Origin of the sequence: Bradyrhizobium sp. STM 3843 (genome assembly GCF_000239815.1) — a bacterium.
GTDB lineage: Bacteria > Pseudomonadota > Alphaproteobacteria > Rhizobiales > Xanthobacteraceae > Bradyrhizobium.
Map to the genome: position 1 here is coordinate 1 of NZ_CAFK01000113.1, position 15,723 is coordinate 15,723.

Here is a 15,723-nt window from a genome sequence, read left to right on the forward strand (position 1 = left end):
CCATACGACGGACCAGATCGTCAGCATGGCTTCGCGGCTCGGCTGGACCGTTGGCATCACCGGCGACGATCTCGTCGGCGCGCAGTGTCGCGCCGTGATCGGGCTCGGCCCGCAGGACGAGACCTGGCGCGCCGGCGCCAACTATGTCGGGGTGTGGCACCGCACGCCTGAGGATGCGCGCAAGCGCCAGGAGGCGCTGGACGTGGTTCCGTTCGGCCGCTATCAGGCGATGGCGGTGAGCCCGCTCGCCAGCGGACGTCTCAATCCGCCGGACATCTGCCTGGTCTACGCGACGCCAGGGCAGATGATCATCCTGATCAACGGCCTGCAATATGTGGGCTACAAGAAGTTCGAGTGGGGTGTGGTCGGCGAGACCGCTTGCGCGGATTCCTGGGGGCGGGCGCTGAAGACCGGTGAGCCCAGCCTGTCGCTGCCGTGCTTTGCCGAGCGGCGCTATGGCGGCGTGCCGGACGAGGAGATGTTGATGGCGTTGAGCCCTACGGATCTTGCCAAGGCGATCGCCGGCATGAAGCAGCTCGCCAAGAACGGCTTGCGCTATCCGATCGCGCCTTACGGCATCCAGAATGACGTTCGCGCCGGCATGAGCGTGTCGTATGGAAAGAAATAGGAATGGCGTCCGTTGTTGCGAGCGAAGCGAAGCAATCCACAACTGATGCACTGATTGCAGGAATGAAGGTATGAAGTCTTCGTCGACATTCGACATTGTCGTCTATGGCGCTACCGGTTTCACCGGCCAGCTCGTCGCCGAATATCTTGCCTCGGATTATCGCGACGGCGGACTGAAATGGGCGATGGCCGGCCGCAGCCGCGACAAGCTCGCTTCCGTCCGCGACGCGATCGGCGCGCCCGCGGACACGCCGCTGATCGTGGCCGACTCGAGTGATCCCGCCTCCATTCGTGCGATGGTCGATCAGACCAATCTCGTGCTGACCACCGTTGGCCCCTATCAGCTCTACGGTGCCGATGTGCTCGCCGCCTGCGTGGCATCGGGCACCGACTATGTCGATCTCTGCGGCGAGCCGCTGTGGATGCATCAGATGATCGAGAAGCATCAGGCAGAAGCGCAAAAGACCGGTGCGCGCGTCCTGTTCTCCTGCGGCTTTGACTCGGTGCCATTCGAGCTCGGCGTGTTCTTCGTGCAGGAGCAGGCGAGAAAGGTGCTGGGCGCACCGGCAGCGCGGGTCAAGGGGCGCATCCGCGGCATGAGCGGCTCACTTTCGGGCGGCACTGCGGCCAGCGCCAAGGCGACCGCCGCCGCGTTGACCAGTGATCTGAGCCTGGTTGCGATCATGAAGGATCCGTTCGCGCTCACGCCCGGCTTCAAGGGGCCGAAGCAGCCGCCCGGCAATAGGCCGCTCTACGAAGAGGATTTCCAATCCTGGGCCGCGCCGTTCGCGATGGCGCTGGTCAATACGCGCAACGTCCATCGCTCCAACATGCTGATGGGCTTTCCCTATGGTCAGGACTTCGTCTACGACGAGATGGTGCTGACCGGCGACGGCGAGCAGGGCCAGGCCAACGCCAAGCTGGTGATGGCGGCCAACGCCGAGAAGACCGGCCCGAATGCGCCGAAGGTGGGCGAGGGGCCGTCAAAGGAGAAGCGCGACAACGGGTATTTCGACCTGCTGTACGTTGCCGTCGGTGCTGACGGGCGGCGGGCTGCGGCGACCGTGAAGGGCAAGGGCGATCCCGGTTATGGGTTGACGGCCAAGATGATCTCGGAATGCGCGATGTGTCTGCTGCGTGATGCGACGGACGTGAAAGGCGGCTTCTGGACCCCGGGTGCGGCGATGGGCGAGCGACTGATCAAGCGACTGGTGGCGCACGCCGACCTGACATTCGAGGTCGAGGGCTTGAGGTGAACCGCTGGGCTTAGCGAGGGACGATCACAGCCGATCGTCTCTCGCTTTTGTATGGCTGGGCTGCGACGAACATGCCCCACATGGTGCCGAGCATCATGAAGAAATGGCGCCAATGGTCGGTGTCGATGATGAAGCTCTCGCCGACGGTGCCGAGGAAGGCCGCGAAGATCGCGATGTAGGTGCGCTGCCAGGGCACGCGGATGAAGGTGTGGCGGAAGCCGAGGATCACGGTGATGAAGACCAGGGTCGGATAGCAGATGCCTGCTAACCAGCCACCGGACATGAAGGCATTCAGGTAGGAGTTGTGGGTGTCTTCGGGAAAGTAGTTGTGGAACTGGAGCGGCCCGATACCGAACGGTAGGTCGAGTGCCATGGCGGCGCCGAGAATGTGCCGGCCGAACCGTCCGAAGCGGCCTTCGTCGTAGCTCTGGTCGAAGCTCGCTCTTTGCCGGAACATGTCGGCAATGGAATCGAACGACAAGAGCACCGCGATCAGCAGCACGGCAGCGAGCGCGGCGACAAGGGTCATGATGATAACGCGCGAGCGTTCGCCGCGCGAGCGGCTGGTGAGCACCATCAGGCCCAGCATGAAGGCGGCAGTCAGGATCAGGCCGCCCCAGGCCGCACGCGAGAACGCCAGCAGGATGGCGAGCACAATGATTCCAAGCGCAAGGGTGCCGCGCAATGCCTTGACCAGATGCGCGGTGACGACATTCTGCAGCGCGAACAGCGCGGGCAGGATCAGATAGGCGCCGAGCACGTTGGGGTCTTTGAACGTGCCGCGTGCGCGTCCATAGAGCGTCAGGAGATCATAGCCGCCGGGCACGAGATGGAAATAGCCGGCGACGCCTCCGAGCGCGGCGATGACGCCGCCGACCACGAGACCCCGGCGCAGCATGTCGAGACGAGCAGCGGTATCCTCGGCGCAGACCAGCGCGAAGAACACCACCGTCACGGCCATGTACCAGGAGGTCGCGATCCAGGTTGCCACCGTGGATTCGCCGAGCAGGGGGATGGCACTGATCGTATAGCCCAGATTGACCAGGAACAGCAGCAGGAGCAGCGGCACCAGAACCAGCCTGAGCCGGACGCCGGTGGCGACGAAGACGGAGGCCGACGCCAGCGTCACCAGCTCATAGGGGCTCGGCTCGATGAAGACGATCGCACTGGAGGCGCCGACCATCCAGATCAGCGCGCGCTGCAGCGTGACGATGCCGGGAGGGACGGCCGGTCGGGACGTGAACTCTCCGGCTGTCGCCGCATACGCCATCACACACTCACAACGCGACCTCGAACCGCTGATCGGACGAGATGCCGACCGGCGCGAGATCCGGCCTCAATACGCGTTCTCGTTCTTGGTCATCAGCGCGACCGGTGTCTTCAACAGGATGTAGACGTCGAACAGCACCGACCAGTTCTCGATGTAATAGAGATCGAATTCGACGCGCTTCTGGATCTTTTCTTCATTGTCGATCTCGCCGCGCCAGCCGTTGATCTGCGCCCATCCGGTGATGCCCGGCTTGACCCGGTGGCGGGCGAAATAGCCGTCGACGGCCTCGTCAAACAGGCGGTTTTGAAGCTTGCCCTGAACGGCGTGCGGCCGCGGCCCCACCAGCGACAGGTTGCCCTTGAACACGACGTTGAACAGTTGCGGCAGCTCGTCAAGGCTGGTCTTGCGGATGATACGGCCGACCCGGGTCACGCGCGGGTCGTTCTTGGTGACGACCTTCGAAGCCGTCGGATCGGCCTGATGATGGTACAGCGAGCGGAATTTGAATACGTCGATCCGCTCGTTGTTGAAGCCAAAACGCTTCTGCCGAAACAGAACTGGACCAGGGCTGTCGAGCTTGATCGCGAGCGCGACCAGCGCCATGACCGGCAAAGCAAGCAGCAGGACGAGGCCGCCGACCAGACGGTCGAACAGCCATTTCATCACGAGGTCCCAATCGGTGATCGGTGCCTCGAACATGTCGAGCGTCGGCACCTCGCCGAGATAGGAATAGGAGCGGGGACGGAAGCGCAGCTTGTTGGTGTGCGCCGAGAGCCGGATGTCGACCGGCAACACCCACAGCTTCTTCAGCATGTCCAGGATGCGCGTCTCAGCCGAGATCGGCAACGCGAACAGCACGAGATCAACGCGGGTACGGCGCGCGAATTCGAGGATGTCGTCGACCTTGCCAAGCTTGGCAGCGCCGGCGCAGGTCTCGAGCGCGCGGCTGTCGTTGCGGTCGTCGAACACGCCGAGGATCTCGATGTCGGAATCCTCCTGGTCCGTCAGGGCGCGGACCAGCTCTTCGCCGCTCTCATCGGCGCCGACGATGATAGTGCGCCGGTCGAGCCGGCCCTCCCGCGCCCATCCGCGGATGAGGCTGCGCAGAAACACGCGGGCAGCAATGAGTGCGGCAAGGCCCGTGAAGAAGAACGCCGCGAGCCACAGGCGGGAGACCTCGCTGCCCAGCTTGGCGAAGAAGGATATGCCGATGAACAGCAGAAAGACGAAGGAATAAGACGAGATCATCCGCGTCATCTGCCGCACCTGACCTCGGAAGACCTGGATCTGGTAGATGTCTGCGGCCTGGAAGCAGATCACAGTGGTCGCGGCCACGCCGAAGATGGCTGCAAGATATTCCCAATGAAAGCCACTCAGGGGGACGACATAGCTGAGATAAATGACGCTGCCTACCAGACTGAGCAGAAGGAAGTCGGCGATGCGCACCACGCCGGCGATCACGATCGGCGAATAGGCGCGACGGACTTTCTGATTGGCGACGGCAAGCGCTGCGGGCGTCAAGCGGCGCCGGCGTTCGACGCTAGGAGCGCCGGTCGAGGTGGTGGTGGCGGCGGCTGCCGCAGCATTCAACATCGAGCGTGCGCTAATAGGGTCCACAGTCGTACCAGCCCGAAAAGGTTTTTCGTGATGTATGCGCAATCAACGCATGAGGGAAATCCCCATGCTCCGGGTTAGGCGGCAATTCGGAAGAATCTGTTAGCAGTGGTAAACGTCGTCAGGTCTTGGTAAATGCTTCGCGATAGCCTGCCAGCACTCCTTCAACCATGGCGTTTTGCGAAAAATGCTGGAAAATGCGCTCTCGCAGTGCTTGGGCGCGCTTTCGCACTGTATCTTGATCCTCCAGCGCCGCCTCGATCGCATCCGCCATCGCTCCAACGCTGTTCGGCGCAAACAGGGCATCACCATAGGGACCGAAAATCTCGGGAATACCGCCGACCTTGGCGGCGATCATCGGGATCCCCGCCGCGCCCGCCTCGATCACCACATAAGGCATCGAGTCGCCGCGTGACGGAACGACAAGAAGGCGTCCATGCGAGAAACCGTAGCGCGCCTTGACATGGCCGATGAAGCGGACCGCTTGAGCAAGGCCAAGCTTTTCGACCTGGGCCTTAAGTTGCTCCATCTCCTCGCCGTCACCGGCGAGCGTCAACGTCAACGGCTTACCTTCGGCATGCAGGCGGGCGAGTGCGTCCACAAGGATGTCGGCGCCCTTGATGGCCCTGAACTCGCCGACATAGACGATATCAGTTGCATCGGTGGCCTTAGCGATCGGGTCGAATTCAGCTGCGGTCACGCCGTTGAAGACGCAGCGCACAAGCCCCTTCGGCGCGCCGATCGTGCGCTGATATGTGTCTCGCGCGAAAATGCTTTCAAACAAAAAGAGGTCGGTGCGATTCATCAGTGCCCGTTCAAGGCGCGCATAAAGCGCGCCTTTCACCGTGCTGAGCGGGTAGTGCAGGGAACCGCCGTGTGGGGTGTAGACTCGAATCGTTCCGGGCTGGCGCGGAAGCATGCGGAGAAAGGCGCCTGCCTTGGCGCCATGGCCGTGCAGCACTTCCGGGCTCAGTTTGCTGACAAGCCGACTGAACTTGGCAAAAGCGGCGAAATCGCTTGGTCGTGGTTCGCGATGAATGGCAATGCGATGGACGCCGAGCTTGAGGCGGGGAGCGATCTCGGCGAGCGCCTGATCGGCGCGGTCGCCGCCCGTGAGACTGTCCGCAATGATACCGACCTCGTGGCCGCGATCGACCTGGCCGTTAGCAAGATCCAGAATGTGACGAAAAATGCCGCCGACTGGCGCGCGGACTGCATGGAGAATACGAAATCGTCGCTCGGACACGGGCATCGTCACACTTGGTCCGACACATCGCATCGCGCCCAGCGCATGCACGTTCGCATACGCGGCAGCGGGCGGAAAAAGGAAGCGACGGCGCGTTTCATTGCGGCAGGCATCGACAAGTCCAGATTTGGATAAGACTTCTATGGTTAACGAAGCGTAATGGCCTCAACGAATGCAACCGATTTTCCACGATGATGAAGGAGCGGCGTTACCGGCCCCGGAGGGCGGCGTAGAGTACCATCTCCACGGCGCGTCTTCCCACATCGTGTTGGATCTGGTTCCGATTAACCCGGTAGCAACCTTAATGGAGTGTAATTCTACCACGTAGAGTGGCGATGTGGCGTTGACTTCGCGGGAGTGAGCGATGCGTTTGGCGTTTTGGCGTACCGGCAAAGATAAGGCGCAAGCCGCCGAGACCCGGGCTGCCGAGAAGATCACGCGATCCGCACCGGAGTCAGGCGTGCCGAGCGGCGATCTCGATTTGCGGCTGCTTGGCCGCGCCCTGGCGCGCAAGCGCCTCTTCATCATCGTTCCGACTTTGCTCGCCTTGGCCCTTTCGATCTTTGCCGTCAATTCCGCGACGCCGCGCTACAAGTCCGAGTCGCGGATCCTGATCGACGGGCGCGAAAACGTATTCTTGCGCCCCAACAGCGAACGCAACGAAGAGCGGACCGCGCTCGACCCAGAGGCGGTGACCAGCCAGGTTCAGCTCGTGCTGTCGCGTGACCTGGCGCGTGAGATCATCAAGAACAACAAGCTTGCCGAACTGCCTGAGTTCGATCCGGTGCTGCGTGGCGTGTCGCCGCTGAAATCGGTGGCCGCCATGATCGGCCTTGTGCGCGACCCGCTTTCCATGACCCCCGAAGAGCGGGTGATGGACGCCTACTACGAGCGTTTGACCGTCTATGCCGTCGACAAGTCGCGCGTCATCGTCGTCGAGTTCCAGTCGCAGGATCCCGAGCTTGCGGCGCGCGTCGCCAACGCGGTCGCCGAAGGCTATCTGGTCCTGCAGCAGAATGCGCGGCAGAATCAGGCCAAGACGGCGAGCCAATGGCTGGCTGGCGAGATTCAAAACCTGCGCAAGAAGGTCGAGGAGGCGGAATCGAGGGTCGAAGACTTTCGTGCCAAGTCGAATTCTTTCATGGGCACCAACAACACCTCGCTGTCCAACCAGCAGATGGGTGAGGTCAACACCCAGCTGAACAATGCGCGCGCGTTGAAATCGGATGCCGAAACCAAGGCGCGACTGATCCGCGAGATGCTGCAGGGCGGGCAGCCGATCGAGGCCTCCGAGGTGCTCAACTCCGAGCTGATGCGGCGCCTGTCAGAGCAGCGCGTGAATCTCCGCGCGCAGCTGGCAGAGCAGTCGTCGACGCTGCTCGACAACCATCCCCGCATCAAAGAGCTGAAAGCGCAACTGGCCGATCTCGACCGCCAGATCCGCGATGAGGCCGGGAAGATCTCGCGCTCGCTCGATAGCGACGCGCGGATCGCCGCGGGGCGGGTCCAGGAGCTGAGCCAGAGCTTGGAGCAGGCGAAAAAGCAGGCGTCCTCGACCAACGGCCAGGACGTCCAGCTGCGGGCGCTGGAGCGGGAAGCCAAAGCGCAGCGTGATCTGCTGGAATCGTATCTGGCGAAATATCGCGAGGCGAACACCCGCGAAAGCATCGACACCGCGCCGGCGGAAGGGCGGATTATTTCGCGTGCCATCGTCTCCAACACGCCGGCCTATCCGAAGAAGCTGCCGATCGTGCTGATCGCCACCTTGGCCACCTTGATGCTGACATCCGGCCTGGTGATCACCGGCGAATTGCTGCGCATCACGATGCCGCCGGGCGCTGCCGCTCCAGCCACTCCCACGGTGCAGGCTGCCGTCATTGCGCGAATCGAGCCGATGATGATGTCGGCTGCATCGGTGATGCCGCCTGCAGCCCCGGTGCCTCGGCCGGTGCCTGCATTGAAAATAGAGGCCGCGCCTGCTGCGACCCCCGCCGCCATCGAACCCGCACCCGAACTCGGCGAGGCCGAAAAGCTCGCCGCCGACCTGCTCGGCGCCGCCGAAGGCGCTCGCAAGATCACCATGCTCGGCACCGCCGCGGGCGAGGCGATCACTGCGACCGCGCTGGTGCTGGCCCGCGCCATGGCCATGCGGGCGCGGGTGGTGCTGGTCGACCTCGCCGGATCGTCGGAGGTCATCGCAGCCGCCTCCGTCGATCCGGTCGCGCCCGGTCTGACCGAGCTGATGAGCGGTGCGGCCTCGTTCTCCAGCATCATCACCAAGGACCGGTCGTCCAAACTCCACCTCGTCAGCGCCGGCCGCGGAGACCGCACCGAACTGCAGTCGCCGCGCCTCATGCTCGCCATCGACGCCTTGCAGCGGGCCTACGACCATGTGCTGCTCGACGCCGGCAACGCCGCCAACCTTTCGGTCGAACTGCTGACATCCGGCGCGCGCGCGGTGGTGGTGCCGGATGCCGGACTGTCCAGCGAAAGCCGCAGCCGGATGCGGGAGCAGCTGCTGGCGGTGGGCTTCGCCGCCGTCACCATGCTGGACAAGCCGATCGAAGCTCCGGCCGCCGGCTACAAGGGCAAGCGCGGCGTCGCCGCCTGATGCTATGGCGCGCGGGCGCCGCTCAGCGCAGCGCGCCGCGGAGCCGTTGCGCGAGGTCGAGCAGCGCCGGGTTGTGTTTGACCAGATGCTTGCCGCGATGCAGGGCCGATAGCGCCATGGCCGCGAGCCAGCCGCGCGCACTCAACGGAATGAAACAGTCGAAAATCGGCTCATCATCCTTGCAGAACATCCGCTTATAGTCGTCCGTGCCGATGCCGAGATCGAGGCGGTGATAGCCCGCTCCGGCACAATGGTCGATGATGTCGCGCATCAGGATCAGCCCGGGGCTCCAGCGCGCATGCTCCGAAAGCGTGTAGGTATTGAACATCATCGAAAAGCGCTCGCCGTCGGCCACGCCGGCAAACAGCGCGATGATCTCCTCGTCGCAATCGAGCGCATGGATCTCGATGGCGCGGCGGCCCGATGCAAGGCGCGCGGAGCAGGCTTCGCGGACGAACGCTTCGATGCCGGGCTCGGCAAAGACATTCGGCAGCTTCTGCTCGGCCATCCGGATCGGCTTCACCTTGAAGAACCAGTTGAGCAGGCGGGCGATTTCGGCATCGGTCTCCGCGATGAGATAACGGTAGCCTGGGAGCGCCTGCAGCTTCTTCTCCTTGGCTTTCAGCTTGCGGCGGAACGAATTCGAGACGAGCGCAGTCGGGTCGGCGCCGGGCGGCATTGTCAGCACGGGGCAGCCATTGGCGGACGGCTGATACGGCAACAGGGCGAGCGGATTGGCCTGATCGCGCCAGCGCATGGGCTGCTGCGTCAAGGCCAGCACATCGACGACGTCCCGCTGGTGCAAGCCATTCAAGAGATCATCGAGATCGCCAGGGGTCGCCGATGCGGCGAAGGCGCGGTCCCACAGGCCCATATTGAAGCTCGTGTGCTTGCCGCCCATGAAGCCGGCCACGCGCGCGCCGCAGGCATGCCTTAACGCGAGCGGTAACAGCAGCAGCGGCCGCTGTTGCGCATCCCACGCGACGACGATGAGCGGTGTTGCGTCATGCTGGGCGGCAGCGTGGCGCTGCCAGGCGCCAAGAAAGTCGAAACGTTGATACGGGGTGGACAGGCCCGACATCTCGAGCGCGCGCCAGATCGGCTCAGCGGCTGCGAGGTCGGACAGGATATCGACGCGGGTGATGCCTGACGTCAGCGGCTGCGCGGGCGCCTCGGCCGTCCGGCTCTCGATCACGGCCGCCATGGTCATCGCACAACCTGTTCTTGGGGGAGTTTTGATGCTTCCGCGTCGGCCGACCTTTGCAAAGAAGTGTCAACAAAAGGTAATAACAACGGGCAAACCTCGAGCGAGGGGCGATGGGAGGATCTTGCTCCGACGCCGGCGCGCCAAAAAGCCCCTCGATCCATATGACTGAAACAATGACACGGTTGCGCCGCTTTCAATCCTGATCAGGTGGGCGTGGAGACATCCGATTCAAGTGGCCGCATCATGAGGGCGTTGGGATTTGTCGTCATACGCTAGCTGGCTTTCGTGCCTCGAGCTCGAACTGGCCTATTTTTCTGGCCGCGCTTTATGGGCTTCTCGCGCAGCCGGCGGCGCCGGGGTCATTCTTCGCTTCGAACGGGTCAGGCCGCGGTCTCGCGACGCCTTTCAGCCGCTGAAATCGCGCGACATCACGCCGCGCCTTCTGGAGCGCATCATCCGCGCGCTGAAGCGCTGGGGCTATGACATCGTTTCCATCGACGAGGCCTGCGAGCGGGCGGTGCGGCTCGCTGGCCCGCGGCGCTTCGCCTGCCTGACCTTCGACGGCGCGTCGAAGGACGTGATCACCCATGCCTACCCGGTGCTCGCGCGCCACGAGCTGCCGTTTGCGGTGTATGTGCCGACTGCGTTCCCGGACGGGCTGGGGGAACCCTGGTGGCTCGCGTTGGAGGCGATGATCGCCCGCGAGGCGCGGATCAGCCTGGTGATCGACGGACGGGTGCAGCGCTTCACCGTCTTCAAGCCGGCCGAGAAACGCGAGCTGTTCACCTATCTCGCAGGCTGGCTGCGCAGCCTGCCGCCGGCCGAGCTCTCGGCCGCCCTGAAAGACCTCTGTTCCCGCCATGCGGTCGCCCTTGCCGCGCTGTCGCGCGCCGCCTCGATGGACTGGACCGATATCACCAGGCTCGCCGCGGACCCCAAGGTCACGATCGGCAGCGCCACCGTGCATTATCCGGTGCTGTCCAACATGAAGGACAGCGACGCTTGGCGCGAGATCGCGATGGGCAAGGCGGTGCTGGAGACCGCCCTTCGACGCCCGGTCCGGCATCTCGCATTTCCTTTCGGCGAGCAAACGTCGTTCCGTCGGGCCCATGTGGTGATGGCGGAGGAGGCGGGCTTCGTCAGCGCCGTCTCGGCCATTCCCGGCGTCGTGCAGACCGAAGGCCGCACCAATCTCCACGTGCTGCCGCGGATCGCCTGGGATGGGCGCTCGCGCTCGCTGCGGGCGCTGCGCGTCTTGATGTCCGGCGCGACCTTCCCGCCGGTGGCGCCGACTCCGCATGCCAAGATTCAGGTTGAGGACGATTAGGCTTTGGGTTCGTTCGCGTCCGGGCGCAGCATCCAGCTCACGATCGGCATCGCCGGCAGCACCCAGCCCATGCCGACCACGATGTAATAGATCCATTGCAGCGTGCCGGAATTGGCGATGACCGGAAACTGCGCCATCACCATGCCCATCATCGACCAGACGAAGGCGAGCACGAGAAGCGCGATGGCGCCGAAGAATTTGCGGGTGCGGATGGTCATGACGCGATTGCAAACGCGATTGTAAGGGAGGGACGGGCGGGCGCGGCTTGCGCGCGATCTTGCCGGGATTATAAGGGCTTGTCAGCCCCGGTTCAATCGAGCGTTCAACCTCCATGGCCACGGTTTCCCGCACCCAAGACCTCGCCGCGATCCGCCTCTGGCTCATCGTCGTGGCCGGCCTGATCGCGCTGATGGTGCTGGTCGGCGGCGCCACGCGGCTCACCGAATCCGGGCTCTCGATCGTGGAATGGAAGCCGGTCACCGGCACCTTGCCGCCGTTGACCGAGCAGGCATGGACCGAGGCGTTCGAGGGCTATAAGGCGATTCCGCAATACCAGCAGATGAACGCCGGGATGACGCTTGGCGAGTTCAAGACCATCTTCTGGTGGGAATGGAGCCACCGGCTGCTCGGCCGCGTCATCGGCATGGTGTACCTGTTGCCGTTCCTCTGGTTCCTGTGGCGGGGCGCTGTGTCGGGTCCGCTCGGGCGGCGGCTGTGGCTGATCTTCAGCCTCGGCGCGCTGCAGGGCGCGGTCGGCTGGTGGATGGTGGCCTCCGGTCTGGTCGAGCGCACGGAAGTGTCGCAGGTGAGACTCGCCACCCATCTCGTGCTCGCGCTGCTGATCTACGCGGCTATTGTCTGGACCTTGCGCCGGCTCAGGCCGGGCGCTGAGAGCGAGGCACCGGCGCGGCTGCGTTGGACGGCGAACCTGCTCGTCGTCGTCACCTTCGTACAGCTCTATTTCGGCGCGCTGGTCGCGGGCCTGCGTGCAGGCCGCATCTACAACACCTGGCCTCTGATCGACGGCAGCTTCATCCCCGACGGCGCGTCGCTGTGGTTCGAGAGCCCATGGTGGCGCAATCTGTTCGACAACCGGCTGACGGTGCAGTTCGAGCATCGCATGACCGCTTACGCGCTGCTGCTCTTCGCCGCGTTTCATGCCTTCGACGTGATGCGCGCGGGCGCGGCCCGCGAGGCGACCCGCGGCGCGCACCGGCTGCTCGCCGCCGTGCTCGTGCAGGCCGTGCTCGGCATCGCGACGCTGCTGATGGTGGTGCCGATCCATCTCGCACTGACGCATCAGGCGGTCGCCATCGTGGTGCTCACCTTGGCGGTACTACAGGCCGAGCAACTCGCGCCGCGGCGGGTGCCGGTCCCGATGCCTGACGATGCCGTGCCGGTCGGGCAGGCGGGGTAGGGGCTCTCGCATCATTTGGCGCGCCGTGTTGCTCTGACCTCCGTCGTCATTCCGGGGCGCGCGGAACGCGCGAGCCCGGAATCCATCACGCAGTTGAACTCGATGCTTGATGGATTCCGGGCTCGCCCTGCGGGCGCCCCGGAATGACGAGCGGAAGGCACACGTTCTCGTCCTCGCGCAGCTTTCGCGCCGAGCTCTGCTCATCACATCACCCTCGCGATAACGAGGGCGCAGGGAAGGCCGGATGCCTGGTCGGCACCCATGGCCCGCGTGCGGAAGAAAATGCACGCGGCGGTTACCACAGGTACGGCCGAAAACACCCGGCCTTCCCTGCGCGATGGTTTTAACGGTTTCCTGCGCGCTCTCCCCGGGGATCGGCTTGATTGCCCCCGTCATCCGCGCGATGCGCAAGCATCGTCGCCAACTTGACGCCAGCACCGAGACGCCAGGACCACACGCCTTCGCCGTCCGTGACACACCGCTCGTCCGCGCGAGCCAAGACCCGCGCACGCCGCGTCACGTCCACCGCATTCCTATCCCACGCAACTGACGATCCGGATGCGCCCCTCGAGTGGACAAGAACAAAAAGAGAACATAAGCTGATTTGCCGAATTTGGCAAGAGGTATCGTCGTGGCGGCGAAGGTCAGCTCTTCTTTTCATTTAGTAACGTATATGGTACCAAATGATCGAGATCGAGGAATAGGTCGCGGAGGACGGGGTTAGCCCGTTCCGACGGTGGTTTGATGATCTCGATCCGCGGGCGGCCGCGATCGTGACGGTCGCAATCGATCGCCTTGCCGAGGGCAATACCTCGAACGTCAAACCGATCGGCGAGGGCGCGGCCGAACTGCGGATCGATCGCGGGCCTGGCTATCGCGTTTACTTCGGCTGGCATGGCAAGGCGTTGGTGATTCTGCTGGGTGGCGGCACCAAGCGGCGGCAGCAGAAGGACATCGAGGCGGCGCTCGGGCGCTGGCGCGATTACAAGCGCCGAGTAGGAGGACGTATCTGATGCCATTGACAAGGGACTTCCGCGAAACGGTGCAGGCCCGCGCCGCGCGCGATCCTGCGTTCCAGGAGGCGATGTTTCAGGAAGCTGTGGAATCCTTGCTGAGGGGCGATCTCGATGGCGGCCGGGCAGCCCTTCGCAGCTACATCAACGCGACGATTGGATTCGATAGATTGAGCACCGTGCTCGGCCGCCCACAGAAGAGCCTGATGCGGATGTTCGGGCCGTCAGGCAACCCGACGGCGGAAAACCTGCTCGGGGTGATCGGCACGCTGCAGGCCGAGACAGGCGTGCGGCTCGAAATCCGGGCTGTTGCGGCGATGTGAGAATAGGCTTGATGAGTTCCTCTTTGGCGTTTGCGGCCGTCGAGCGCGGCGGAAAGGAGGGAGTTGTGACCAGATCTTTAAGCAAATCCAAAGCCGGCTTCACCAAGGCCAACATGGATGCGGTCTCGGATAATCCGGCCTGGACCAAGGCGACGACGGCGCGCTCCAAATCGTTCGATGAGACCTTTCCGGACCTCGCTCGGCGTGCGCGCGGACCGCAGAAGGCACCGACCAAAACGCAAGTGACGCTGCGGCTCGATGCGCGCGTGGTCGATCATTTCGAGGCGACCGGGCAGGGGTGGCAAATGCGGATCAACGAAGCCCTGAAGAAGGCCGCGGGGCTGTGAGCGCTGAACGTCAGGCCGCCCCGGCTCGCCAAGCGCCTTCGCGACGCTGCGAAAAGGATCCAGCGCGATCTGCAGGCTCGCGACCACTTCGGCCGCGACCTCGCGACGAGCGTTGCGGATCTATCGCGAGCTTTACAGAAACGGATTGACGATGGTGAGGCCGCTGAGGGTGCGGCCGTGCTGCAGGTCTTCGCTGAACAGGGTGTCACAGCCCGCTTCGAGCGCCGCGGCGACGATCAGCGCGTCGTAGAACTGGAGGCTATGATCACGGGCGAGAGCGAGCGCCACCGAGTGCGTGGTCGTGGTCAGTGGCCGCGCGTCAGGGAAACGAAAGACGACGGAGGATAACGCGGCTTCGATGACGGGCCAATCCAGCTTCTGCTTCCTGCGCAGCACGTTGGTGAATTTCGTTCAAGACCTGCACACTGATGACGCCGCCATCGGCAATCACAGCAACTGCGCGATCCCGGCGTGGGTCGGATGAATAGGCATAAACCAGGATGTTACTGTCGAAGAACGCGCTCACCGCTCGTTGGCCTCGTCGCGGTCGAACTTGTAGTCATCAGGAAGAGGAAAACGGAATTGCTCCAACTGCCGTAAGAACTCCTCGCGAATGATAGCCTTTTGTTCTTTAACGGTGTCTTTGGTCAGGGACAGCGCGCTGACGTCATCGCCTTCCTTGAGTCCGAGTTCCTCCACCACGGCCTTCGGCAAAAGGAGCGCAAGGCCTTTGTCCACTTTGATGACCTGCATCTTTGCTTCCTCGTGATGATCCTTTCAGCACTAGAATGGGCCTGATGGAGCTCGCTTTCAAGGGAGTTGGTGGTCACTCCCCTTGGAATGAAGGCTTTTGCTGGCGCCCGCCCGGCGGGCCTTAGGGCCGATGCAATCTTCGCTCAGCAATACCCATACACGCCGCACGCGTACGGCAAGCGCCAGATGTAGCTCGGATAGCCTCCGCCGCCGTAATACGGACCCTGATAGTCGTAGGAGAAGGCGCGGCCGTAATAGCCCGGCAGTTCCTGGCGTCCGAGCAGCAGCGGGGTCGAGGGTGTCATTGGCGAGATCAGCGTCTCGTCCTGCTCGACCACGACCGGACGCGGTGGAGGCGCCTTGACCACCCGGCGCGCTTTGTAATGCACTCCCGGCAGATCGGCGGCGAGCGTCGCGCCATTAATGGCGGTCGCCGCCAGAAGCGACATGATGATGGTTGAGCGCATCGGCCGTCTCCTGCGCGTGTTGAGTCTCATTGGCGCGGAGGATGGGTCCGGTATGGTTAACGATTAGCTACTGGGCGCCCAGGTGCCTGTCATTGGCGCTGGATCCACGGCTGCAGCCCCTCCCCCCCCGGACCTGCCGAGCTGGAGGCTCTACGCAATCCCGCGCGTGCCCCGGTTTCGGTGGGATTGGCGGGCCTCATGGTTCGAGACGCGCCGCAAGCGGCGCTCCTCACCATGAGGGGCTA

At 63.7% G+C, this 15,723-nt stretch carries 15 protein-coding genes and 1 pseudogene; 8 read left to right on the top strand and 8 right to left on the bottom strand.

The genetic code is table 11. The annotated features are described in order from the left end of the window. Positions 1–628: DUF169 domain-containing protein (locus BRAS3843_RS14620; protein WP_035981740.1), on the top strand; the 628-nt coding region annotated here is incomplete at its 5' end. A gap of 70 nt (positions 629–698) precedes the next feature. Further along, positions 699–1,883, top strand: a complete 1,185-nt coding sequence (locus BRAS3843_RS14625; RefSeq protein WP_008969700.1) for a saccharopine dehydrogenase NADP-binding domain-containing protein — start codon at positions 699–701, stop codon at positions 1,881–1,883. A 10-nt stretch (positions 1,884–1,893) separates the two neighbouring features. On the opposite strand, the gene BRAS3843_RS14630 is transcribed toward BRAS3843_RS14625, so the two are convergent. The 3 genes from BRAS3843_RS14630 to BRAS3843_RS14640 all read right to left on the bottom strand — a co-directional run bounded on the left by BRAS3843_RS14630 (position 1,894) and on the right by BRAS3843_RS14640 (position 6,019). After that, positions 1,894–3,153, bottom strand: coding sequence for an O-antigen ligase family protein (locus BRAS3843_RS14630; RefSeq protein ID WP_008969701.1), 1,260 nt, complete (start codon positions 3,151–3,153; stop codon positions 1,894–1,896). A gap of 66 nt (positions 3,154–3,219) precedes the next feature. Next, positions 3,220–4,746, bottom strand: a complete 1,527-nt coding sequence (locus tag BRAS3843_RS14635) for an undecaprenyl-phosphate glucose phosphotransferase (RefSeq protein ID WP_035981742.1) — start codon at positions 4,744–4,746, stop codon at positions 3,220–3,222. A 142-nt stretch (positions 4,747–4,888) separates the two neighbouring features. Further along, the gene (locus tag BRAS3843_RS14640; RefSeq protein ID WP_008969703.1) at positions 4,889–6,019 is read right to left on the bottom strand and encodes a glycosyltransferase family 4 protein; all 1,131 of its coding nucleotides are present in this window, start codon (positions 6,017–6,019) and stop codon (positions 4,889–4,891) included. Between the two features lie 358 nt (positions 6,020–6,377). Here BRAS3843_RS14640 and BRAS3843_RS14645 point away from each other — a divergent pair, with 358 nt between their 5' ends. Then, positions 6,378–8,624, top strand: coding sequence for an exopolysaccharide transport family protein (locus BRAS3843_RS14645; protein WP_008969706.1), 2,247 nt, complete (start codon positions 6,378–6,380; stop codon positions 8,622–8,624). Between the two features lie 22 nt (positions 8,625–8,646). Here BRAS3843_RS14645 and BRAS3843_RS14650 read toward each other — a convergent pair whose 3' ends face one another. Next, the gene (locus BRAS3843_RS14650) at positions 8,647–9,834 is read right to left on the bottom strand and encodes a GNAT family N-acetyltransferase (RefSeq protein WP_008969707.1); all 1,188 of its coding nucleotides are present in this window, start codon (positions 9,832–9,834) and stop codon (positions 8,647–8,649) included. 256 nt (positions 9,835–10,090) lie between these two features. On the opposite strand from BRAS3843_RS14650, the gene BRAS3843_RS14655 reads away from it, so the two are divergent. Next, positions 10,091–11,158: a polysaccharide deacetylase family protein gene (locus BRAS3843_RS14655; RefSeq protein ID WP_008969708.1), complete on the top strand. Its 1,068-nt coding sequence runs from the start codon at positions 10,091–10,093 to the stop codon at positions 11,156–11,158. On the opposite strand, the gene BRAS3843_RS14660 is transcribed toward BRAS3843_RS14655, so the two are convergent. Next, positions 11,155–11,376 carry a DUF2842 domain-containing protein gene (locus BRAS3843_RS14660; RefSeq protein ID WP_008969709.1) on the bottom strand — a complete coding sequence of 74 codons (222 nt, stop codon included), beginning with the start codon at positions 11,374–11,376 and terminating at the stop codon, positions 11,155–11,157. The two genes, BRAS3843_RS14655 and BRAS3843_RS14660, sit on opposite strands and share 4 nt — an antisense overlap. A gap of 113 nt (positions 11,377–11,489) precedes the next feature. On the opposite strand from BRAS3843_RS14660, the gene BRAS3843_RS14665 reads away from it, so the two are divergent. From BRAS3843_RS14665 to BRAS3843_RS14680, 4 genes are all read left to right on the top strand, one after another. After that, positions 11,490–12,575, top strand: coding sequence for a COX15/CtaA family protein (locus tag BRAS3843_RS14665; protein ID WP_008969710.1), 1,086 nt, complete (start codon positions 11,490–11,492; stop codon positions 12,573–12,575). A gap of 773 nt (positions 12,576–13,348) precedes the next feature. Continuing rightward, positions 13,349–13,588: a type II toxin-antitoxin system RelE/ParE family toxin gene (locus BRAS3843_RS14670; RefSeq protein ID WP_008969712.1), complete on the top strand. Its 240-nt coding sequence runs from the start codon at positions 13,349–13,351 to the stop codon at positions 13,586–13,588. Further along, on the top strand, positions 13,588–13,911 hold the full coding sequence (locus BRAS3843_RS14675; RefSeq protein ID WP_008969713.1) for a hypothetical protein: 324 nt from the start codon (positions 13,588–13,590) through the stop codon (positions 13,909–13,911). The genes BRAS3843_RS14670 and BRAS3843_RS14675 overlap by 1 nt, the downstream gene beginning before the upstream one ends. A 65-nt stretch (positions 13,912–13,976) precedes the next feature. Continuing rightward, positions 13,977–14,258 (top strand): BrnA antitoxin family protein, encoded by a 282-nt coding sequence (locus tag BRAS3843_RS14680; RefSeq protein WP_035981744.1) that lies wholly within the window; start codon positions 13,977–13,979, stop codon positions 14,256–14,258. Between the two features lie 132 nt (positions 14,259–14,390). Here BRAS3843_RS14680 and BRAS3843_RS14685 read toward each other — a convergent pair. The 3 genes and pseudogenes from BRAS3843_RS14685 to BRAS3843_RS14695 all read right to left on the bottom strand — a co-directional run bounded on the left by BRAS3843_RS14685 (position 14,391) and on the right by BRAS3843_RS14695 (position 15,478). Then, positions 14,391–14,784: pseudogene (locus BRAS3843_RS14685) on the bottom strand (PIN domain-containing protein). Then, positions 14,781–15,011 carry an AbrB/MazE/SpoVT family DNA-binding domain-containing protein gene (locus BRAS3843_RS14690; protein WP_008969716.1) on the bottom strand — a complete coding sequence of 77 codons (231 nt, stop codon included), beginning with the start codon at positions 15,009–15,011 and terminating at the stop codon, positions 14,781–14,783. The pseudogene BRAS3843_RS14685 and the gene BRAS3843_RS14690 overlap by 4 nt, the downstream one beginning before the upstream one ends. Before the next feature lie 143 nt (positions 15,012–15,154). After that, the gene (locus BRAS3843_RS14695; protein ID WP_008969717.1) at positions 15,155–15,478 is read right to left on the bottom strand and encodes a hypothetical protein; all 324 of its coding nucleotides are present in this window, start codon (positions 15,476–15,478) and stop codon (positions 15,155–15,157) included. Positions 15,479–15,723: the final 245 nt, after the last annotated feature.